This is a genomic window from Xenophilus sp. Marseille-Q4582 (assembly GCF_916700565.1).
Taxonomy (GTDB): Bacteria; Pseudomonadota; Gammaproteobacteria; order Burkholderiales; family Burkholderiaceae_C; genus Xenophilus.
The window spans coordinates 672,178-693,249 of sequence record NZ_CAKAKO010000002.1; the positions used below are offsets into that span (position 1 = coordinate 672,178).

At 70.0% G+C, this 21,072-nt stretch carries 21 protein-coding genes; 11 read left to right on the forward strand and 10 right to left on the reverse strand.

The annotated features are described in order from the left end of the window. Window positions 1–43: 43 nt before the first annotated feature. Entirely contained in the window at window positions 44–610 is a 567-nt protein-coding gene (locus LG388_RS08270; RefSeq protein WP_225782382.1) for a hypothetical protein, read from the reverse strand. Window positions 611–733: 123 nt separating this feature from the next. On the opposite strand from LG388_RS08270, the gene LG388_RS08275 reads away from it, so the two are divergent. From LG388_RS08275 to LG388_RS08290, 4 genes are all read left to right on the forward strand, one after another. Next, entirely contained in the window at window positions 734–1,822 is a 1,089-nt protein-coding gene (locus tag LG388_RS08275; RefSeq protein WP_225782383.1) for an IS5 family transposase, read from the forward strand. Between the two features lie 301 nt (window positions 1,823–2,123). After that, complete coding sequence (gene tagH / locus LG388_RS08280) at window positions 2,124–4,064, forward strand: type VI secretion system-associated FHA domain protein TagH (RefSeq protein ID WP_225782384.1); 1,941 nt, start codon at window positions 2,124–2,126, stop codon at window positions 4,062–4,064. Window positions 4,065–4,083: 19 nt separating this feature from the next. Continuing rightward, window positions 4,084–4,857 carry a PP2C family serine/threonine-protein phosphatase gene (locus LG388_RS08285; RefSeq protein ID WP_225782385.1) on the forward strand — a complete coding sequence of 258 codons (774 nt, stop codon included), beginning with the start codon at window positions 4,084–4,086 and terminating at the stop codon, window positions 4,855–4,857. A gap of 70 nt (window positions 4,858–4,927) precedes the next feature. After that, on the forward strand, window positions 4,928–5,728 hold the full coding sequence (locus LG388_RS08290; RefSeq protein ID WP_225782386.1) for a GntR family transcriptional regulator: 801 nt from the start codon (window positions 4,928–4,930) through the stop codon (window positions 5,726–5,728). Here the strand turns inward: LG388_RS08290 and LG388_RS08295 are convergent. After that, complete coding sequence (locus tag LG388_RS08295) at window positions 5,712–6,668, reverse strand: PfkB family carbohydrate kinase (RefSeq protein ID WP_225782387.1); 957 nt, start codon at window positions 6,666–6,668, stop codon at window positions 5,712–5,714. The two genes, LG388_RS08290 and LG388_RS08295, sit on opposite strands and share 17 nt — an antisense overlap. 170 nt (window positions 6,669–6,838) lie before the next feature. Between LG388_RS08295 and LG388_RS08300 the strand changes: the two genes are divergently transcribed. Beyond that, window positions 6,839–7,705, forward strand: a complete 867-nt coding sequence (locus tag LG388_RS08300; protein WP_225782388.1) for a HAMP domain-containing sensor histidine kinase — start codon at window positions 6,839–6,841, stop codon at window positions 7,703–7,705. Window positions 7,706–7,723: 18 nt separating this feature from the next. On the opposite strand, the gene LG388_RS08305 is transcribed toward LG388_RS08300, so the two are convergent. The 5 genes from LG388_RS08305 to tssA form a co-directional block, all read right to left on the reverse strand. Next, window positions 7,724–8,245 (reverse strand): peptidoglycan-binding protein, encoded by a 522-nt coding sequence (locus tag LG388_RS08305; protein WP_225782389.1) that lies wholly within the window; start codon window positions 8,243–8,245, stop codon window positions 7,724–7,726. Between the two features lie 60 nt (window positions 8,246–8,305). Beyond that, the gene (locus tag LG388_RS08310; protein ID WP_225782390.1) at window positions 8,306–8,785 is read right to left on the reverse strand and encodes a type VI secretion system tube protein Hcp; all 480 of its coding nucleotides are present in this window, start codon (window positions 8,783–8,785) and stop codon (window positions 8,306–8,308) included. 143 nt (window positions 8,786–8,928) lie between these two features. Continuing rightward, window positions 8,929–10,422 carry a type VI secretion system contractile sheath large subunit gene (tssC, locus tag LG388_RS08315; RefSeq protein WP_225782391.1) on the reverse strand — a complete coding sequence of 498 codons (1,494 nt, stop codon included), beginning with the start codon at window positions 10,420–10,422 and terminating at the stop codon, window positions 8,929–8,931. A 34-nt stretch (window positions 10,423–10,456) separates the two neighbouring features. After that, entirely contained in the window at window positions 10,457–10,969 is a 513-nt protein-coding gene (tssB, locus tag LG388_RS08320) for a type VI secretion system contractile sheath small subunit (RefSeq protein ID WP_225782392.1), read from the reverse strand. Window positions 10,970–11,017: 48 nt separating this feature from the next. Next, on the reverse strand, window positions 11,018–12,049 hold the full coding sequence (gene tssA, locus LG388_RS08325; protein WP_225782393.1) for a type VI secretion system protein TssA: 1,032 nt from the start codon (window positions 12,047–12,049) through the stop codon (window positions 11,018–11,020). A 71-nt stretch (window positions 12,050–12,120) separates the two neighbouring features. Here tssA and tssJ point away from each other — a divergent pair, with 71 nt between their 5' ends. Continuing rightward, entirely contained in the window at window positions 12,121–12,627 is a 507-nt protein-coding gene (gene tssJ / locus LG388_RS08330) for a type VI secretion system lipoprotein TssJ (protein WP_225782394.1), read from the forward strand. Between the two features lie 21 nt (window positions 12,628–12,648). On the opposite strand, the gene LG388_RS08335 is transcribed toward tssJ, so the two are convergent. After that, a complete protein-coding gene (locus LG388_RS08335; RefSeq protein WP_225782395.1) occupies window positions 12,649–13,683 on the reverse strand; it encodes a type VI secretion system protein in 1,035 nt (344 codons plus the stop codon). 12 nt (window positions 13,684–13,695) lie between these two features. Beyond that, a complete protein-coding gene (locus tag LG388_RS08340) occupies window positions 13,696–15,048 on the reverse strand; it encodes a DotU family type IV/VI secretion system protein (protein WP_225782396.1) in 1,353 nt (450 codons plus the stop codon). A 216-nt stretch (window positions 15,049–15,264) separates the two neighbouring features. Here LG388_RS08340 and LG388_RS08345 point away from each other — a divergent pair, with 216 nt between their 5' ends. After that, window positions 15,265–15,942, forward strand: a complete 678-nt coding sequence (locus LG388_RS08345; protein ID WP_225782397.1) for a response regulator transcription factor — start codon at window positions 15,265–15,267, stop codon at window positions 15,940–15,942. Window positions 15,943–16,052: 110 nt separating this feature from the next. Next, the gene (gene gph / locus LG388_RS08350) at window positions 16,053–16,715 is read left to right on the forward strand and encodes a phosphoglycolate phosphatase (RefSeq protein WP_225782398.1); all 663 of its coding nucleotides are present in this window, start codon (window positions 16,053–16,055) and stop codon (window positions 16,713–16,715) included. Window positions 16,716–16,824: 109 nt separating this feature from the next. Here gph and LG388_RS08355 read toward each other — a convergent pair whose 3' ends face one another. Further along, the gene (locus LG388_RS08355; RefSeq protein WP_225782399.1) at window positions 16,825–17,424 is read right to left on the reverse strand and encodes a chalcone isomerase family protein; all 600 of its coding nucleotides are present in this window, start codon (window positions 17,422–17,424) and stop codon (window positions 16,825–16,827) included. Between the two features lie 367 nt (window positions 17,425–17,791). Here LG388_RS08355 and trpE point away from each other — a divergent pair, with 367 nt between their 5' ends. The 3 genes from trpE to ltaE all read left to right on the forward strand — a co-directional run bounded on the left by trpE (window position 17,792) and on the right by ltaE (window position 21,065). Continuing rightward, a complete protein-coding gene (gene trpE, locus LG388_RS08360; protein WP_225782400.1) occupies window positions 17,792–19,303 on the forward strand; it encodes an anthranilate synthase component I in 1,512 nt (503 codons plus the stop codon). 100 nt (window positions 19,304–19,403) lie between these two features. Beyond that, the gene (locus tag LG388_RS08365; RefSeq protein ID WP_225782401.1) at window positions 19,404–19,988 is read left to right on the forward strand and encodes an aminodeoxychorismate/anthranilate synthase component II; all 585 of its coding nucleotides are present in this window, start codon (window positions 19,404–19,406) and stop codon (window positions 19,986–19,988) included. A 15-nt stretch (window positions 19,989–20,003) separates the two neighbouring features. After that, complete coding sequence (ltaE, locus tag LG388_RS08370; RefSeq protein ID WP_225782402.1) at window positions 20,004–21,065, forward strand: low-specificity L-threonine aldolase; 1,062 nt, start codon at window positions 20,004–20,006, stop codon at window positions 21,063–21,065. Window positions 21,066–21,072 lie beyond the last annotated feature (7 nt).

Sequence of the window (21,072 nt, forward strand, 5' to 3'; positions counted from 1 at the left end):
CTTTTGCAGACGCGCATCGCGCGTGCCTGCCCTGCTGCCGGGCTTACTTGGCGGGCGGTTGCGCCCACTCGCGCGCAATGTCCTCGGCGGACTTTTCTGGCGGGAAGTAGAGCCCGGGGCGGCGCTTCCAGTCGGCCCGGATGAGGCTGCGGGCGAACTGCTGCACTTCGGGCGAGATGGCATCCATGGGGGACTGCCGCTCGCGGCCGTCGGTCTGCGCATCGCGCACCTGCCCGCCTTCCAACTGCACCCGCATCACCAGCGGCGGCGCAAAGCCGTACAGGCAGCGCTGGCCGCTCTGAAGGCCCGTCACCTGCTCGCCGCTGTGCAGCCTGAGGTCGTATTCGAGCCGGTTGCCTTTGGTGCGATTGCCCGGGCCATAGCGGCAGCGCGCCACCACTTCGTCGACTGTCATCAGCCACTCGCGGGCCGCCTTGGACGCGGAGGGCAGCAGGCCCGGCGCCCACACCGGGTTCATGCGTCCGATCTCGGCCTCCAGGGCTTTCTGCAGCAGCGCCGCGAGCACGGGGCTGGATTGGTCGCCGGGCGTTTCCGGGGTGCCGCCGGTGCAGGCTGTCAGAAAGGCGGTCAAGGTGCTGAGCAGTGCCATGGCCAGACTCTGGAAGCGAAAGAGAGGCATGCCTGCATTAGCAGGCCGTTGAAAAATCCCCTGCGAGCGTCCGCGTCGGCCGCTACGATCTGAAGCCATCCCGGAACAACTGCGACAAGAAAGATGAGAGGCAACCAAGACTTCCAGGGGGCGATGTTTAGCTACATCAGCCTTGAAGAAAGAGTGCCAGCGGCACACCCGCTGCGCAAGTTGCGCGCCGTGGTGGATGCGCTGCTGTCGAGCATGAACAGCGAGTTCGAAGCGGTGTACGCCCGCCGTGGCCGCCCCTCGGTGCCGCCGGAGATGCTGCTCAAGGCCTTGCTGCTGCAAATCCTGTTCTCCATCCGCAGCGAACGCCAGCTGGTCGAGGCGGTCAACTACAACCTGCTGTACCGCTGGTTCGTGGGCCTGAACATTGAAGACAAGGTCTGGGACCACTCCACCTTCAGCGCCAACCGCGAACGCCTCTTCAACGAAGACCTGGCGCGCGCCTTCTTCGAGCGCGTCAAGCTCAGCGCCCAGTGGGGCCGGCTTGCCAGCGACGAACACTTCAGCGTGGACGGCACGCTGATTGAGGCCTGGGCCTCGCACAAGAGTTTCAAACGCAAAGACGACGACAGCGGCACGCCACCCGGACGCAACCCCGAGGTGAACTTCAAAGGGCAGGAGCGCTGCAACGACCCCCACGCCAGCACCACCGATGCCGATGCCCGGCTGTTCAAGAAGGGCGCGGGCGACAAATCTCGCCTGTGCCACATGGGGCACATCCTCATGGAGAACCGCAACGGGCTGATCGTGGATGTGGAGATCACACATGCCAGTGGCACCGCCGAGCGCGAGGCGGCGCTGACGATGCTCAAACGCCGGGGAAACAAGAACAAGCGGGCCACGGTCGGGGCCGACAAAGGTTACGACAGCCAGGCCTTCATCAAGGGCTGCCGAAAGCTCAAAGTCACGCCACACGTGGCGGCCAAGGACAAGCACTCGGCGGTCGATGGCCGCATCCGGCGCCACGAGGGCTACAAGACCAGCCTCAAAGTGCGCAAGCGCATCGAGGAGGCCTTTGGCTGGATCAAGACAGTGGGTGGTCTGGCCAAGACCAAATTGATCGGTCAGGCCAAGCTCGCGGGCCAGGCGCTGCTGTGCTTTGCCACCTACAACCTGGTGCGCATGGGCAGTCTGGGCGGCTGGTGGGACGCGCATCATGCGTGAACCATGGGATACGTGCGCCCGGAACGGGCAAAACGGCCTGCAAACAGGCCGAAATGGCCGCTCCAATCGCTGCGCAGGCCAGTTTGGGCGATCCGTTTCTTCGAAATCCACGACCCTGGCGCGTTCGATGAGCATTTTTTCAACGGCCTGTTAGAGGACCGATGCCTTCATTGCGCAGCCCGGGTGCTTGGCATACCTCTTCTGGCAGGATTGCCAATGGCGTCTCGCCGCATCAATACTGCGCGCGTCTTTGCCCTTGGGCCCCCCTGGCCGGGCAGGTGCGTGGTTGGGAGACCCCTACATGATCGAAATCGTCGTCGTTGCCCAGCAAGGGGCAACGATCGGCCAGGCCCGGGGCGTGCGCTTCGGGCCCGAAGGCGGCACCCTTGGTCGTGCCGACACCAACACCCTGGTGCTCAGCGACCCGGACCGCACGGTCTCGCGCGTGCATGCCCAGGTGCTGTACCGCGACGGCCGCTATTTCATCGTGGATCGCGGCAGCAACCCCCTCTACTGCAACGGCGTGGCGCTGGGGGCCGGTAACGAGGTGCCTCTGACGGGCGGCGAGCGGCTCGTGGTGGGCGGGTTCGAGCTGGCGGTGTCCGTGCCCGAGGCCGATGCGTCGCCACAGGCCGCACGGGTCACCGTGCCCGCGGCAACCGTGCCTGCGCAAGCGGGGGGCGCAGACGATCCTTTTGCCGACCTGCTGCAAGGGCTGGCACCTGCCGCACCCGTGGTGGCAGCGGCCCGTGCGAATGCGCCCGCCTCAGCGCCGGCCGCGTTCATGGAGGCCGGCGATGCCCTCGCCGCCCCCCTGAGTGGACCTGGACGGGCGGCAGGTTCGTCGACGGCGCTCGACCCCTTCGCCGATCTGCTGGGGCCGCCTTCCTCGGGCGCGTCCTCGCGCCCACCCGATGGGGCAGCGGACGATTTTTCCGACCTGGGCTTGCCCGCGGCGGCCCGCCCGACGGCGAACGCCCAGCGCATCGACGAGCTTTTTGGTGGGATGGGCCCTGGCTTGGGGGGCGATCCACTGGCGCTGTCGCCCCTGGCCGACCCGCTGCTGCAGCCCAACACCGCCGCGCGCGACGATCCATTGGCGGCCTTCGGCGAAGCGCCGACCGCCGTGCAGGCCGCGCGCAGCGACCATCTGCCCATTGGCCAGTTCGGATTCGTGCCGCCCAAGGTGTCGACCGTGCCGCCGCCGGCCGCCGGGCCGGAGGCGATGGAACCGATCGTGGGTTTCGACGACCAGACGGGGCAGCCGATACGCATTGCCCGTGCCCCTCGAGCGGCGCAGCCCGCCACTGCGCCATTGCCCGAGGCGCCGCATGCGCTCGCTCCAGGCGAGGGCGTGCCGGGCGCCGCCGATGCCTTCGACGACCTGCTCGGGGCGCTCTCGCCCGCACCGGCGGCGGCGCTGGACGGTCTGCTGGAGGACGTCCCGTCGGCTGCGGCGGCCATCGCTGCGCAACCCATTCCAGCCGCTCCGGCTCCCGCGCCTGCCGTGCCGTCACAGCCCTTGCCGGCGACGCACCGTGTGGCGCCGCCGCAGCCGCAGCAGCAAGCGCCGGTGCCGGTGCCGGTGCCGGCCGTCGCCGCCCCCGCAGTGCCTGTTGCCCGCCAGGACCCCGCCGGTGACGCCGAGCTCCTCGCCGCTTTCCTGCGCGGCCTGGGCCCGGTGCACCAGGCGCCCACCGTGCTCACCCCGGCGCTCATGGAGCGCATCGGCAGCCTGCTGCGCAGCGCCACCGAAGGCACGCTGCAGCTGTTGCTGACCCGCCAGGAGCTCAAGCGCGAGGTGCGGGCCGAGGTGACCCTGATCGCAGCGCAGGCCAACAACCCGCTGAAGTTCTCGCCCACGGCCGACGTGGCGCTGGCGCACCTGCTGGGCCCGGGCATCCGCGGCTTCATGCCCGCCGAGGCCGCCATGCGCGATGCCTACGACGACCTGCGCGCGCATCAGTTCGGTGTGATGGTCGGCATGCGCGCGGCGCTGGAGCGGCTGATTGCGCGCTTCGAGCCGCAGGAGCTGGAGAAGAAGATCGCCGCGCGTTCGGCGCTCGACAGCCTGTTTGCCGCCAATCGCAAGGCCAAGCTCTGGGACCAGTTCCATGCGCTGTACCAGACCATCGCCAGCGAAGCCGAGGACGATTTCCATGCGCTGTTCGGCAAGGCCTTCCGCGAAGCCTATGAAGCGCAGATGGCGCGCCTGAAGGGCGGCGGACCGCCGGCCTCCTGAACCTTGTCCGGGAAGAACCGTGGAGATCGAGATCGTCACGCTGTCCCGCCAGGGGGGACGCGACTACAACGAAGACGTGCAGGGGTATTGGCACGACGGCCGCTTCGTGGCCTGCCTGGTGGCCGATGGCGCCGGCGGCCATGGCGGGGGCGACGTGGCGGCCGCCACCGCGCGCCAGAGCATCCTGGGCCGCTTCGCGGCTGCACCGACGCTGGACACCCAGGCGCTGCGGCAGATGCTGGAGCAGGCCAATGCCGACATCGTGGCCCGCCAGGCCGAGGGCGGGGCGCTGGCCAGCATGCGCTCCACGGTGGTGTTGGCGGCGCTCAACCTGGATGAGCAGGGGCTGGTGTGGGCGCACAGCGGCGACAGCCGGGCCTACCTCTTCCGGGACGGCGCCATCGTGGCACGCACCACCGACCACAGCCTGGTGCAGCAGATGGTGGCCGGCGGCATGCTCGACGAAGAGGGCGCGCGTTTGCATCCGCAGCGCAACATGCTGCTGTCGGCGCTGGGTTCCCTGAGCGAGCCGCCCGAGATCGCGGTGTCCGACCGCATGCGCGTGCAGCCGGGCGACGTGCTGCTCTTGTGTTCCGACGGCGTGTGGGAAGTGCTGGGCGACGAGGGATTGCTGAGCACGCTGCATGCCTCCACCACGGCCGCGCCCTGGCTGGCGCTGCTGGACGCGCAGATCCAGGCGCGCGCCAAGCCCGGCCACGACAACTACACGGCCCTGGCGCTGTGGGTGGATGCAGACCACGACCGCACCCATCTGCTGCCTTCGGGGCCGTAGAGAGGTTCCACCGGCCGGGCCAAGGGACGGGTGCCGGCGCCGACTCCCTAGAATCCTGGGCGTCGTTCCGATGCCCACCTCGTCCTCTTCTTCCGCCGTGCTGCCGCCAACGACCATCGATGCCGGCGAACTGCTGGGCCGCCTGCGGCTGGAGACGAGCAGTTCCGAGCCCTATTACCTGCAACTGCAGCGGCAGATCGAGGCCCTTGTGAAGTCCGGCGCCCTGCCGGCGGGCAGCAACCTGCCTTCGGAGCGCGACCTGGCCGAAGCGCTGCAGGTGAGCCGCGCCACCGTCAAGCGCAGCTACGACGGCCTGCGCCAGGCCCAGGTGCTGCGAAGCCGGGGCCGGCGCGGCGGGACGGCCGTGCACAGCGCGCCGCAGGTGTCGCCCGTGCTGCAGCAGCTCAAGGGCTTCACCGACGAGATGCGCGAACTCGGCCTGGTGCCTTCCACCCGCGTGCTGGCACGTGAGGTGGTCCGCGATGCGGCCGTGGCAGCGCGGTTCGGCCGGCGCGCGGACGCGCCCTTCCTGCGCCTGTTGCGCCTGCGCCTGGCGGATGGCTCGCCGATGTCACGCGAGACCGCCTGGTACGACCTGCGTGCAGCGCCTGCGCTGGCGCAGTGGCCGGGGGACGGCTCGGCCTACGCCTATCTGCGCGAGCATTGCGGCCTGCACCTCACCTGGGCCGATCAGAGCATCGAGGCCGTGGTCAGCTCGCCCGAGGAGACAGCGGCCTTCGGCTTCGCCCAGCCGCAGCCGTGCCTGCTGCTCAAGCGGTTGAGCTACACGGCCGACGATCGACCGGTGGAATATGCGCAGGGGTGCTTCCGCGGCGATGCGTACCGCTACCGGCTCAGGCTGCAGACCTGAGCAGGGCGTCCACTTCGCCCGCCGTGGGCAGCCCTTCGAGAATGCCGCGCCGGCTGACGGCGAAGGCGCCACAGGCGTTGCCGCGCCGCAGTGCCTGGGGCAACGGCAGCCCTTCGATCCATGCCGTGCACAAGCCCGCGGCAAAGGCGTCGCCCGCGCCGATGCTGTCCACGGCCCGCACGGGCAGCGCAGGTGCATGGTGGGCCCGGCCGTCGGGGGCGAAGGCCAGGCTGCCTTGCGCGCCGAGCGTCACCACCAGCCGCCGTTGTGCGCCGCCGGGCCAGGACTGCCAGCAGGGCTCGAGCGCCCGCACCCATTCGGGCAAGGGGGTGGCCGCGGACAGCGCGGCCTGCGGCAGCAACCGCTGCATCTCCAGCGCATTGACCAGCAGGATCTGGGTCTGCGCCAGCAGCCGCCTGTCCGGCGGCGTCCAGGGCGAGGGGTTGAGTACCGTGCAGGCGCCGGCCCTTTGCGCGAGCGTGAAAGCGGCCAACGCGGCGTCCGGCGGCGTCTCGAACTGCGCATAGACCAGACGGGCCGCCTCCAGGGCCGGGGCCGCCTGCGCCACCTGTTGCGCGTCGAGGTGCGCATTGGCGCCCTGGAAGGTCGCGATGGCATTGAGTCCGTCAGGCGTGAGCCAGCCTGCGCCTTGTCCCGAAGGGCCTGCGTGCCGCCGCACATACCTGGTCGACAACCGTTCCCCGGCCAGCCATGCGAGGACGGCGTCGCCCGCCGCGTCCTGTCCCACGGCCAGCAGCAGGTCCACCTCGGCGCCCAGGCGGTGGCAGCCGGCCGCCACCGCCAGCCCCTTGCCCGCCAGGGCGGTCCAGAACCCCGTGGCATCCAGGCTTTCGCTGGCCTGCGGCAGGCGGGTCATTTCCCAGCAGGAGGCCTGCATGAAGCTGCCGAGGACAGTCAGGCGGCGAGAAGACACAGACATGAGGCGACGGAGCGGGATCGGAGGAACGCCGCCTGGCCGGGCAGGCTGCAGGCGCGCAGGCGGGAGCATAGAGGCGGGCGGGAACGCTTTCGCGCACGTGCGCCGGGAACTGGGGCAAAATCAGTCCAAAGAAAGTCCAAAAAAGTCCTGATCCGATTCGCCATCTGTCCATGAACGTGCTGCAGCAACTGTTTCGCGCCGCCGGCCTGCGCGGGGGCGATTTGCCGGTGCCCGCTCGCGCGTGGCCTGCCGCGCCGGAGTCCAGCGGCCTGCCTCCGCGCACAGGCGTCGCGGCCCAGCCGCGGCTGTCGCGCCAGTCCCTGGAAGATGAGAACCGACGTCTGCGTGACGAGCGCGACCGCCATGTGCGGCTGTTCGCGGCCGCGGTGCATGATCTGCGCCAGCCGCTGCAGGCGCTGATGCTGTTCTCGGAGGCGCTCTCGGAGGGGGCGCAGTCCCGCGAGCAGCAGCGGCGCGTGGCGCACCTGCGCCAGTCGGTGGCTTCGCTGGACCGGCTGTGCGCTGGCATGCTGGACCTGGCGCCGCTGGACACCGCGCACGAGGCGCGGCCCATGGGGCCTGTGCCGCTGGCGCCGGTGCTGGGTGAACTGCGGCACACCTTTGCGGGGGTCGCCCGGGCGCAGGGCCTGCGCCTTGTGGTGCGGCCTTGCGCGCGCAGCGTCCAGGGCGATGCCGTGATGCTCACGCGCATCCTGAACAACCTGGTCAGCAATGCACTGCGGCACACGGTGCGGGGTGGGGTGTTGGTGGGGGTGCGGCGCGATGGGGCCGGCCTGCGCATCGAAGTGCGCGACAGCGGATGTGGCATGGCGCATGCGCAGCAAGCCCAGATTCTGGAGGCCATCGACGGCCTCGATCCGGACGGCGCATGCCGTCCCGGTCAGGGCATCGGCCTGGGCCTGGGAACGGTGCTGCGCCTGGCCCGGCTGCAGGGCGCGCGCATCAGCGTGCGCTCCCGCCCCGGGAGCGGCAGCACCGTGGCGCTGCACTGCCAGCCAGCGTCAGCCGACCGGTAGTGCTTCCCGCAGGGCTTGTCAGGCAGACCGGACCCGCTTGACGGTCACCAGCGCCGCCCGCAGCTCCATCGGCAGGTCCTGGCGGTTTTCCAGCTTGCTCGGCTGCGGCGTTTCCGGCCCGGGGTCGGACCAGTAGTTGTTGAGGTGCACCATCGCCACGTTGTAGACGCGCTTGCCGTGGATCACCAGCCCGCCGCTTCTTTGCGACATGGGGTCCAGCCCGCGGTCGTTGAGGATCGCCTCGCCCTCGTACTTGATGAGCTGGTCCAGGAAGGAGTCGATCAGCGACTGGGTCACCGGCCCGTGGTAGCCGTCCACGGCGATGCCGCGCTGGGTGGCGAGCGCCGGCGGCTCGAACGGGCGGGACAGCCAGGTGGACCGGCCTTGATGCTCTTCGTAGAAGATCTTGAACAGCGCCTGCACCAGCAGAACGTCGGTCCTGAGGTTCTGGGCGCGGCTGTTGTTGCCGACCACGCCGTCGATGTTGTAGCGGCGCAGAGGCCGGTCCAGGTGGTCCCTGCTCTCGAGGATGTGCGCCATGTGCGTCTCCGGTGCTGCGAGCCGTGCCGCCGCGGCAGTGCTGTCGCAGCGGCGGAGGCATCAACGAACTTCGGTACTGGCCACATCCCAGCCGAACTTGACGTCGGCGCCGGTGGCACCCTTGTCGTCCTGGGCCTTGTAGGCGAACTCGATGTCCTTGTAGCTGGCACCGACGGTCTCGATCACCTCGCCTCCCTGGGAGCCGCCGTTCTGCACGCTGGTGATGAGCACCTCCTTGAGCGTGATGGTCAGGTAGGTCTGCTGGCCCTCGCCCGCCTTGCGGGCGGTGATCACCGCCTTGGGCAGGTGCTTGCCCTTGACGCTGTTGCTGGCCAGCACGGGCGAGGCCTTGTCGTAGCGGTGGGTGAAGGTGAAGGCGCCCGGCACGGCCTTGCCCTTGCCCGAGCCGCCGCCGCTGGCGGCGCCGGAGGGCTGCACCACATCCCACGACCAGGACAGCATTTCGATCTCGCCCTTGTGGTCCTTGTGCTTGGCTTCGCCTTCGATGCCGTCGATCTTGATGTGGAAATCAGAGGACATGTTGTGAACTCCTGCAGAGATGCCCTGTTTGCGAAAGGGCGGGTTGATGAAATCGCTCTGCCTTCAGAACGAATGGGGAAGCGCTTTTTCGAAAGCCGCGGCCCCGGGGCAGGGCCATAGGCCGTTCGACACAGGTCCGGCCTTCAGCCGGCGCCCTTGGCCGAAGGCAGCTTGGACACCAGGCGCAAGGACACCGTCAGTCCCTCGAGCTGGTAATGCGGACGCAGGAAGAACTTGGACGTGTAGTAGCCGGGGTTGCCCTCGACTTCTTCCACGACCACTTCGGCCGCCGCCAGGGGCTTTTGCGCCTTGGTGATCTCCGACGAGTTGGCCGGGTCGCCGTCCACGTAGTTCATGATCCATTTGTTGAGCCAGCGCTGCATGTCCTCCCGTTCCTTGAAGGAGCCGATCTTGTCGCGCACGATGCACTTGAGGTAGTGCGCGAAGCGGTTGCAGGCGAACAGGTAGGGCAGGCGCGCCGCCAGGTTGGCATTGGCGGTGGCGTCCGGGTCGTCGTACTCGGCGGGCTTGTGCAGCGACTGGGCGCCGATGAAGGCCGCGAAGTCGGAGTTCTTGCGGTGGATCAGCGACAGCAGCCCGGCCTTGGAGAGCTCGGCCTCGCGGCGGTCACTGATGGCGATCTCGGTGGGGCACTTCTGGTCCACGCCGCCGTCGTCGCTGGGGAAGGTGTGCAGCGGCAGGTTCTCCACCGCGCCGCCCGATTCGATGCCGCGGATGCGCGAGCCCCAGCCGTAGAGCTTGTACGACCGGTTGATGTTGGTGGCCATCGCATAGGCCGCGTTGGCCCAGGCGTACTTGCCGTGGTCGGCGCCGGCGGTGTCTTCCTCGAAGTCGAACTCCTCGATCGGGTTCGTGTGGGCGCCGTAGGGCGTGCGCGCGAGGAAGCGCGGCATGCACAGGCCCAGGTACTTGGAGTCATCCGACTCGCGCAGCGAGCGCCAGGCCGCGTACTCGGGTGTCTGGAAGATCTTCGTGAGGTCGCGCGGGTTGGCCAGTTCCTGCCAGCTGTCCATCTGCATCAGGCTGGGGCTGGCGCCGGTGATGAAGGGGGCGTGCGCGGCGGCGGCGATCTTGGCCATCTCGCCCAGCAACTCCACGTCGGGCGGGCTCTGGTCGAAGTGGTAGTCGCCCACGATGGCGCCGAAGGGTTCGCCACCGAACTGGCCGTACTCCTGCTCGTAGACCTTCTTGAAGATCGGGCTCTGGTCCCAGGCCGCGCCCTTGAACTTCTTGAGGCTCTTGGCCAGCTCCTGCTTGGAGATGTCCATCACCCGGATCTTCAGGTTCTCGTCCGTTTCGGTGTTGTTCACCATGTAGTGCAGGCCGCGCCACGCACTCTCGAGCTTCTGGTAGTCGGGGTGGTGGATGATCTTGTTGATCTGCTCGGTGAGTTTGGCGTCGATGGCCGCGATCATGGCCTGGATGGACTTGGTCACGTCCTTGCCGATGAGCTGCGTCTGGCCCAGCGCCTGCTGCGCGAGCGTGAGCACGGCGGCTTCGACGGCGCTCTTGGCCTCGTCGGTGCGGGGCTTGAACTCTTTTTGCAGCAGCGAGGCGAAATCCCCGCCCGCGTACTCGACGTTCTTGAAGGCGCTCTGCTGGAGTGCGTCAGCCATGATGGTCTTCTCCTTGATTCGAATGCGGGGCCGCTCAGGCGGCGGGGCCGTCCTCTTCGGGTTTCCTGGCGCTGGCCAGCGACTGCAGCAGCGCCGGGTCTTCCAGCACCTTGGCCAGCAGTTCCTCGGCCCCGCCCTTGCCGTCCATGTAGGTCACGAGGTTCGACAGCTGCGTGCGGGCCTCCAGCAGCTTGTTCAGCGCATCGACCTTGCGCGCCACGGCAGCAGGCGAGAAGTCGTCCATGCTCTCGAAGGTCAGCTCCACCTTCAGATCGCCCTCGCCGGTGAGAGAGTTCTCCACGGCGAAGGCCGCACGCGGCTTCATGGCCTTCATGCGGGCATCGAAGTTGTCGACGTCGAACTCCAGGAACTTGCGGTCCGCCACCGGCGCCAGCGGGTCGGCTGGCTTGCCCGAAAGGTCGGCCAGTACGCCCATCACGAAAGGCAGCTGCACCTTCTTCTCGGCCCCGTACAACTCGACGTCGTACTCGATCTGCACACGCGGGGCCCGGTTGCGGGCGATGAACTTCTGGCTGCTCTTGGACATGGACGGCTCCTTGCGGATGGGATGGAAATGAAGGGCGGGGCGGCGGCGCTATTCGCCGGCACGTGCCCCGGTGACGTTCTCGATCGTGCTGATCGCATCGGGAGCCAGGTTGGCGATGATGTCCAGGAAGCTCACGCCGATGAGCTTCTTGGCGCGGCCGATGAGCAGCGGCGCGGGGTTGCCGGGCTCGGCGCGCTCCAGGTAGGCGATCACGCGGTCGAGCATCTGGATCGCCTCCTGGCGGGTCTGGATGTCGCCCCGCACGGCCAGGGGCTGGGCCGCGGCGGATGGCGCGCCCCCGTCCGGGGAAGCGCCCGCGCCGGGCTCGGCATCCGCGGCGGCGGATTCGCCGGCCAGCGCACGCGCGGCCTGCTGCAGGACCTGGCCAATGCCACGCAGGCGTGAGAAGTCGACCGCATCGCTGCGGCCGCTGCGCTCGCTCAGCAGGTGCTGCAGTTGCGCCACGGCCGGGCCGACGGCCTGCATGCGGGCCGGCACTTCGGGATGCTCGGCGGCGATCTCCAGCAGCGCGCCATCGACCTGCGCCGTCGAATAGCTGTTCTCGGTGGCCGCCAGGGCGTTGCGCGCCACCGCCACGTCGCGCACGCGCAGCGGGCCCACGCTGCGGGCCGCGCCGATGCGCACGTCGTACAGGTCGCGCACCAGCAGCCGTTCGTCGTTGAGCGGCGCCAGGGCATTCAGGCGCATGGTCGGGTCGTTGTCGTCGTCGGCGTCGAGCGCAGGGTGCAGGCCGTCCCAGTAGATGTCGATGAGCCCGGCCAGCAGCTGCATCCCCATCGCGAAGCCTTCCAGCCCCTGCAGGCGCGTGGCCGCGCGCAGCAGCAGCACCGCGGGCCGCACGTCCTTGGAGCGGCGCAGCAGCGCCTGGGCCTGTTCCGAGACTTGCGGCCATTCGGGCTCGACGGCGGGGATCACCGTGTCGCCGAACTGCTGCTCGGGCTTGCCCTGGGCGGCGGCCTCCAGCGCGATGAAGGCCGCGTCGTACTCCAGGTCGTCGCCGCACGGCGATGCCTCGCTGATGGGCGCGCGCAGGATCTCGACGAGTTCGGGTGTGAGCATGTTGCCAGTGCAGGTTCGCTGCGGATAATCGAAGATGCCCCTGGACCGATCAATGCAACGAAGGAAATAGCATGCGCGAGTTGGGTACAGACCGTTTGTCCTATGGCCGCCGTGAATGGCTGGGCTGGACGGGCGCCACGCTCCTCGGTGCCTGGGGCCTGGCGGGCTGCGCGGGCGCGCCCAAGCCAGTGGTCACGCCGGTTTCGCTCAGCCTGGTCGGCGCAGCCGACATGAACCCCGATGCGCGCGGGCGGGCCTCGCCGCTGGCGGTCAGGGTCTATGCGCTGAAGACTTCGGCACCCTTCGACGCAGCGGATTTCTTCGCCCTGTTCGAGAAGGATCAGGCCACGCTGGGTGGCGAGCTCGTGCACCGCGAGGAAGCGCTGCTGCGCCCGGGCGACAGCCGGGCGTTGAAGTTCACGCTGCCGGCCGACGCCAAGGCCCTGGCCTTCCTCGCCGCCTACCGCGACCTGGAGCGCGCGCGTTGGCGCGAGGTGCGGCCCGTGCAGCCCGGCCAGCCGGTGAACTGGCAGGTGGCCTTCGGCGCGCGCCAGATCCGCATCGACGCCGTGAAATAGCCGCAGCAACCCCGGGCGGGTTCACGCGGCGTCGGCGCCGCGCCCGGCCGGGTGGGGCAGGAAGCGGTCGAACAGGTCCTGCACGAAGGCCGGCTGCGGCGCGGCGGCGGTCAGGTACAGGCCCCGCAGCGGCGTGCGCGCGTCCCGGTCCAGCCTCAGGCTGCGCTGCAGCCGGTCGAGGCCGGGGCCCAAGCCCAGCAGCAGGTCCACGAAGCGATGGATGTCGTGCCGCTCGCGCGCCGGGCGCTCCTGCGCCAGGAGGCTCAGCCGCAGGCCATGGAGCGCGGCTTGCCAGGTGGCCGTCGCCTCCTGCCAGCCCGGTGCCGCAAAAAAGGCAGGGGCGCACCAGCCCAGCGCCTGCGCGCGCCAGGGCCCGGGCAGCGCGTCGTGCACCGTGGCATAGCCGGGCAGGTCCTGCAGGCCCGTCAGCAGCACGTGCACCGGCAGTGGCTGCTCCAGCAACGCCGCGCTTTCGTGAAGGCGGCGGGCCAGCAGCTGCATCACCGGCTCGGCCACCTTGGCATCGGCGCGCAGAAGCGCCGTGCTGATGCACAGCACCCAGCCATCCAGGGGCCGCTCGGGCTGGGTCTGCGCCAGCGTGCGCAGGGCGTGCAGCCAGAGCAAGTCCTGGGGCGGCTCCTCGGGCGGGGGCGGCGGGCACAGTTCGATGGCGGTGAGCGTCGGCAGCGACCACCAGCGCCAGAAGGGTTCCTCGCCCGGCAGGGCCTGCTGGGCGGGGCCTTCGGGCACCACCGCCGCCAGCAGCGCCGGCAAACCCGCTGCGGCGTCGCCCACGAACAGCAAGCGCGGCGGTGCGCGCAGGGGCGCTGGCTTCGCCAGCGGCCACAGGGGCGCATGGTCCGTCTCCGACGGCAAGGCCGCACGCAGGGCCCGCAGCCGGGTCGGGGGCGCGGCATGGCCCTCGCGCCGCGCCGCCAGCAGCCGTCCGCGCCACAGCTGCCAGCGCGACAGTCCGTCGAAGGTGCCCGGCTGCCTCAGGAGCCAGGCCAGCAGTCCGAGGCCCAGCGCCATCGCGCCGAGGGCCATGAGTTCCATCAGCCCCATGCTTCAGCGCTCCCGGGTCTGCAAGAAGAGCAGTGCGGCCAGCGGCGCAGCCGCACCGGCGGCGGCCAGCGTCTCGCGCAGCCGCAGCAGGTAGGCCGAGGCCAGCTCGAACGGGGGCGGCTCGGTGCCGGCGGCGAGCGGCGCATGCGCCGGCACGGCCACTGCCGTGACCAGCACGGTGCCGAAGGGCGGACTCACGAGCCAGCTCGACGGCAGGTCTTCGCCGAAGACGAAGGACTGGCCAGGTCCGAAGGACACGCGGCGCTGCCCTTGCGCGCGCAGATGCAGCACGGCGCCGTCCGCGGTGTAGTAGTCCACCCACAGCACGCCTTCGGCAGCCGGGGCCCGCACCTGAAGGCTGACCCCGTCGCCTTCGCGCAGGCTGCCGCCGCGCGCCGCCGGCACGTGGAGCGCCAAGGGATTCCGGGCCTGCGCGTTGCGCCGCTGGTGGGCTTGCAGGATGTCCACCACCTCGCAATAGGGCCAGGGCCGCTGCTGCAACTGAACCCGGGTCGGGGTGGTGCCCGCCAGGGCCGCGACCTCCTGATGGACGAGCGCGATGTCCTCCTCCCGCGGCACGAAGCCCGAGACGTGCAGCACGCCATCGCGCCCCTGCTCGGCGTTCAGGGCGGCGCAGGCGTGCCGCTGCAGCTGCTGCGCCACGCGGGCGGCCAGTTCGGTGGGCGCCGGGGGTTGCGGCGCGGCCTTGTGCCAGAGCCAGGCGGCCGGCGGCAACAGGATCAGCGCCAGGGCCAGCAGGAACGGCCACCGGCGCGCGGGCCGGGGCGGGCGCGCCGCGCCGCGCAGCCGGCCGGCCGGCATGGGCTGTGCGTACGGCTGCGGGCACAGGCGCTGCACCGGCGCGTGGAGGTCGAGCGGCGGCTGGGGCAGCTGCGCGGCATGCATGGCGCGCAGCTTGGCCAGCTCGCCCGTGCCGCCTTCGCCCTCGAAGTAGTACTGGCCCTTGAAGCCGATGGCCAGCAGGTACCAGTAGAGCTCGCGCAGCTCGCCCTGTTCGGGCCGCAGGGCGGCCAGGTGGTGGAAGAACTCGGTGGCCGCGTTGGTGGAGTTGAACCACAGCAGCTGAAGCGGCGCGATGGCGTCCACCCAGTCCTTGCGGCGCGCCGCCACCTCGTCGAACCAGGCGACCACGGCAAAGGCCGCCGAGTCGACCTCGCGCCCCGGCTTGCCCTGCGCGCGGGCGGCGGCGTTGGCGCGCTCGACCAGGCGCCGCATGCGCTGCTGCGCCTCGGCGCCGGTGGATTCGAGCGGGTGGGCCGGATCCTGCGCGTCGATGGCCAGGCCGAAGCCGATGGCGGCGGCGTAGAAGCTGAACAGGCGGGGGGCAGCAGTCACAGGCCGGCTCTCTCGGTGCCGCCGCACCCGCGCTGCCGTTCGGGGCGCAGGGTCGGGGTTGCGTTCGGTCCGGCGCATTCTTGGGGCGGGGCGGCATGGGGGGCCATACCGCGTGGGGGCTATGCCGTTCGGGCGGGCCCCGCGCCTTGCCGCGGGGGCGGTTCGCGGCTATCTTCATGGGCACTCCCGAGTGCGCGTTGACACGCCCATCCAGCCATGAAAATCCTGATCGCCGATGACCATCGCCTCGTCATCGAGGCGGTGAAGGCCAAGCTTTCCGAACTGCAGAGCGACATCGAGTTCGTCCTCGCCATGAGCGTGGATGAGCTGCGGGCCTGTGCCGCCGACGACATCGACCTGGCCCTGATCGACCTGAACATCCCCGGCGCCGAAGGCCATTCGCACATCGACGAACTGCGCCGGCGGCACCCGGCCGTGCCGGTGATCGTGCTGTCGGGCTACGAAGACCCGGCGATCATGCGCGCCGTGCTGGACCGCGGCGTGCTGGGCTTCATTCCCAAGGCCTATTCGCCCGACGTGATGCTGTCCGCCGTGCGGCTGGTGCTGGCGGGCGGGGCGTACGTGCCGCCGATGCTGCTGTCGGGCCTGTCGCTGACGGGCGGCGCCGCGCCTGCGGGCGCCGCCGAGGCGCCGGCCGCTGCACGCGGGCCCGCGGGCGCGCCCACGCTGGAGCACCTGCGCAAGGTGCTGACGGAGCGCCAGGTGGAAGTGCTGCAGCTGCTGTCGCAGGGCAAGCCCAACAAGCTGATCGGCCGCAGCCTGGGCATCAGTGAAGGCACGGTGAAGATCCACCTGGCGGCCATCTTCCGCGCCCTCAACGTGCGCAACCGCACCGAGGCCGTGGTGGCGGCCCAGTCGCTCACCGAGGCCTGAGCCGGCGGGCCGCGCGGCGCCGCGCGCCCGGGGCGCGCCTGCCGTGCGGACGCGGCGCGTCTGCGGGGGAGGGCGACAATGCGAGCGTGAACACCGCCGCCCGCCTTCCCTTGCCCGCCCTGTCCCGCTTCGATGCCGCCATCGTGGACCTCGATGGCACGATGGTCGACACGCTCGGCGATTTCGTCGCGGCGCTGGGCGGCATGCTCCACGACCTGCAATTGCCGCCCGTGCAGGCCTCGGCCGTGTCCGCGATGGTGGGCAAGGGCTCGGAGCACCTGATCCGCAGCGTGCTGGCCCATGTGGGTGCGCCCGCGCAGGACGCGCTGTACGAGCGGGCCTGGGCGCGCTACCAGCACCATTACCTGCGCGTCAACGGCCGGCATTCGCGCGTCTACGACGGCGTGGCGCAGGGGCTGGAGGGCCTGCGCGCCGCCGGCCTACGCCTGGCCTGCCTGACGAACAAGCCGCGCGACTTCGCCCGGCCGCTGCTGGCCGCCAAGTCGCTGGACCGGTACTTCGAGCGGGTCTTCGGCGGCGATGACTTCGCGCGCAAGAAGCCCGATCCGCTGCCCCTGCTCAAGACCTGCGAAGCGCTCGGCACCGAGCCCGCGCGTACGTTGATGATCGGCGACTCCAGCAACGACGCGCGCGCCGCCCGGGCGGCCGGGTGCCCGGTGGTGCTGGTGAGCTATGGCTACAACCATGGCGAGCCGGTGCATGCCGTGGATGCCGACGGCTTCATCGACGCGCTGAGCGAATTGCGCGGCTGAATCCGCCTGGCGCCTTCGGCGCTCGGCCCGGTCCGGCTGGCCCCCGGGGCGCGTGCGGGACGTTCGATGCCTGTGCCGGCGGCGTGCACGCCCTGGCCGGCGGGCGTGCTCAGGGGGCCTTGCCCAGCAGCGCTTCCTTGAGCCGGGCGTCGGCCGGCACGGGGCCCAGCCAGATGCGCAGCAGGGCCGTGAAGAACGCGGGCTCGCGGATGGGTTCGCCCTGCGGCGTGCCACGCACCACCACCTGCGCGCCCGTGCCGGGGATCCAGTCGACATGGAAGGCGTCGCCAGCCTTGAGCTGCTTCTGGTCGGCGAATATCTGGCCCATGCGCAGCAGCCCGGGCACGAGCTGGCCGAACTCGGCGCGCGTGGAGTTCTCCTCCACCCCGCGGGTGAACAGCTTGCCCAGCTCGTTGGCGTCGATGTCGCGCAGCATCGTGATCGCGATGCGCTTGGGGCCGGGCTGGGCCAGCGCTTCGTCGGCGCTGCTCGCCCTGGCGGGCAGGTAGAGCCCGGCCGCGTACACCTTGAACACCGCCTTGTAGCGCACCCCTGCGCCGTTGAGGCGCAGGGTTTCGCCACCCAGGGGCAACGGGTCCGGGTAGACGATGCCGCCCACGTCGACCGGGGCGGCCGCCAGGGCAGAGGAGAGCGCCGCCAGGGCGATGGCAGCGCCGAGGACGTTGAAACGGCCGAATCGCGCAAGCATGTGCAATTTCCCGCTGCAGCCAAGGCTCCCTGGCGGCGCACTGCGGTGCGTCTTGTGGCTGTGGCCGCGCATTCTGCCGCTGGCGCCGGCGCTGTCAGTGGGTGGAAGCCCGCAGATCCGCGATGGCAGGCGCCGCGGTGGCTGGGCTACACTCGCGCTTCCATGTTCGTTCATCACGTCAACCAGACAGGTCAAGGGAGCCGGGGAGCCTGGCCCTGGCGCAAGCCTGCGTCGACTGCTGCTTGATTGCACGGCGCCCGCCGTGCGCCCGGGGTCCGTGGCCACCCTCCAAGGCGGCGGGCCGACTTCCGTGAATGATGATGAACGCAGGTGCCGCACTCTTCTGGCACCTGCCCATGGAGATCCCGTGATCACTGAGCTCGAATTCAAGAGTCTGTCCGCGCAGGGCTACAACCGCATCCCCCTGATCGTCGAGGCCTTCGCGGACCTCGAAACCCCGCTGTCGCTGTACCTGAAGCTCGCCCATTCCCATGGGCCGCAGGGCGGTGGCCAGCTGAGCTTCCTGCTCGAATCCGTGGTCGGCGGCGAGCGCTTCGGCCGCTACAGCTTCATCGGCCTGCCGGCGCGCACGATGCTGCGCGCCAGCGGCTTCGGCGCCGACGCGCGCACCGAGGTGGTGACCGACGGGCAGGTGGTCGAGACCGCCGCAGGCAATCCGCTGGACTTCATCGAGGCCTACCAGAAGCGCTTCAAGGTCGCGCTGCGCCCGGGGCTGCCGCGCTTTTGTGGCGGCCTGGCCGGCTACTTCGGCTACGACGCGGTGCGCTACATGGAGAAGAAGCTCGAGCACAGCTGCCCGCCCGACCAGCTGGGCTGCCCCGACATCCTGCTGCTGCAATGCGAGGAACTGGCCGTCATCGACAACCTGTCGGGCAAGCTCTACCTGATCGTCTACGCCGACCCCAAGCAGCCCGAGGCCTATGCCCACGGTAAGCGCCGGCTGCGCGAGTTGAAGGACAAGCTGCGCTACTCGGTCAGCGCCCCGCAAGTGAAGCCGACACAGGCGCATGCGGCCGAGCGGCCCTTCGCCAAGGCGGCGTACCTCAAAGCCGTGGAAGAGGCCAAGGAGCTCATCGCGGCGGGCGATTTCATGCAGGTGCAGGTCGGCCAGCGCATCAGCAAGCGCTACACCGAGTCGCCGCTGTCGCTGTACCGCGCGCTGCGCTCGCTGAACCCCAGCCCCTACATGTACTACTACGACATGGGCGACCACCATGTCGTGGGCGCCTCGCCCGAGATCCTGGTGCGCCAGGAGGTCACCGAAGCCGGCGAGCAGAAGGTCACGATCCGCCCGCTGGCCGGCACGCGGCCGCGCGGCGCGTCGATCGAGCAGGACAAGGCGGCCGAGGTCGAGCTCGTGAACGACCCCAAGGAACGCGCCGAACACGTGATGCTGATCGACCTGGCGCGCAACGACATCGGCCGCATTGCCAAGATTGGCAGCGTCAAGGTGACCGAGGCCTTTGCCGTGGAACGCTACAGCCACGTGATGCACATCGTCAGCAACGTCGAGGGCATCCTCAAGGACGGCATGACCAACATGGACGTGCTGCGCGCCACCTTCCCGGCCGGCACGCTGACGGGCGCGCCCAAGGTGCATGCCATGGAACTCATCGACAAGCTGGAGCCGACCAAGCGCGGCCTGTACGGCGGCGCCTGCGGCTACATCAGCTACGCGGGCGACATGGACGTGGCGATCGCCATCCGCACTGGCGTGATCAAGGACCAGACCCTGCACGTGCAGGCCGCGGCCGGCGTGGTGGCCGATTCGGTGCCCGAACTGGAATGGAAGGAAACCGAAGCCAAGGCGCGCGCGCTGCTGCGCGCCAGCGAACTCGTCGAGGAAGGACTGGAGTGAGCGCGATGACCAACGCCGCAGCAGCGCCGCGCCGCGCCAAGCCAGGCGGCGCCTCCTTGGGGGGCAGCGAAATCCATGAAATGACGAGCGTGGGGGCCGTATGAAGGTCTTGATGATCGACAACTACGACAGTTTCACCTTCAACATCGTCCAGTACCTGGGCGAGCTGGGCGCCGACGTGCAGGTGCTTCGCAACGACGAGGTGGACTTGGCCGGCATCGGCGAGCGCATCGCCGCCGGGGTCACGCGGCTGGTGATCTCGCCCGGCCCCTGCTCGCCGGCCGAGGCAGGCGTGTCGGTGCCGGCCATCCAGGCCTTTGCCGGCAAGCTGCCCATCCTGGGCGTGTGCCTGGGGCACCAGAGCATCGGCGCGGCCTTCGGCGCACGCATCGTGCGCGCGCAGCAGCTCATGCACGGCAAGGTGAGCGAGATCACGACCACGCGAGAGGGCGTGTTCGCGGGCCTGCCGGAGCGCTTCACCGTCAACCGCTATCACTCGCTGGCCATCGAGCGCGCGAGCAGCCCGAAGGAGCTGGCCGTCACGGCCTGGACCGACGATGGCGAGATCATGGGCGTGCGGCACACCGGCTTCGCCCACGAGGTGCGTATCGAAGGGGTGCAGTTCCACCCCGAATCCATCCTCACCGAGCATGGCCATGCCATGCTGCAGAACTTCCTGAACTGAACGAGCGGACGCGTGATGCGCACAGGCCCGAAATCCCCCTTCATCGACCTGCGCAGCGACACCGTCACGCAGCCCACCGAAGCCATGCGCGCCGCCATGATGGCCGCGCCGCTGGGCGACGACGTGTTCGGCGGCGACCCTTCGGTCAACGCGCTGCAGGAGAAGATCGCCGGCCTGCTGGGCTTCGAGGCCGCGCTGTTCGTGCCCACCGGCACGCAGAGCAACCTGTGCGCCATCCTCGCGCACTGCGGCCGCGGCGACGAGTACATCGTGGGCCAGCAGCAGCACTGCTACCGCTGGGAAGGCGGCGGCGCGGCGGTGCTGGGCAGCGTGCAGCCGCAGCCCATCGAGCATGCGCAGGACGGCAGCCTGCCGCTCGCGCGCATCGCGGCCGAGATCAAGCCCGACGACGCGCATTTCGCGCGCACGCGCCTGCTGGCACTGGAGAACACGCTGGGCGGCAAGCGGCTGCCTTTCGACTATCTGCAGGCCGCCACGCAACTCGCGGCCGACAAGGGCCTGCAGCGCCACCTGGATGGCGCGCGCCTGTTCAACGCCGCCACCGCGCAGGCCGAGGCGCTGGGCACGGACGTGTACGCCGAGGCGCGGCGCATCGCGCAGTGCTTCGACAGCGTGTCGGTGTGCTTCAGCAAGGGCCTGGGCGCGCCCGTGGGCTCGGCGCTGTGCGGCTCGCGCGACTTCATCGCCCGCGCCCACCGCATCCGCAAGATGGCCGGCGGCGGCATGCGCCAGGCCGGCTTGCTGGCCGCCGCCGCTTCGCATGCGCTGGACCACCACGTGCGGCGCCTGCGCGAGGACCACGCGCTGGCGCGCCAACTGGCCGAAGGGCTGGCAGGCATCCCCGGGCTGAGCGTGGAAGCGCCGCAGAGCAACATCGTCTTCGTGGATCTGCAGGGCGATGCGGTCGACCGCGGCGCGCAGCTGCTGGCGCACCTGCAGTCGCAAGGCATCCTGGCCACGGGCCTGTACCGGCTGCGCTTCGTCACCCACCTGGACGTGGATGCGGCTGGCGTGGCGCGGGCCGTGGCGGCCATCCGCGCTTTCTTCGCGGGCTGATCCTTCC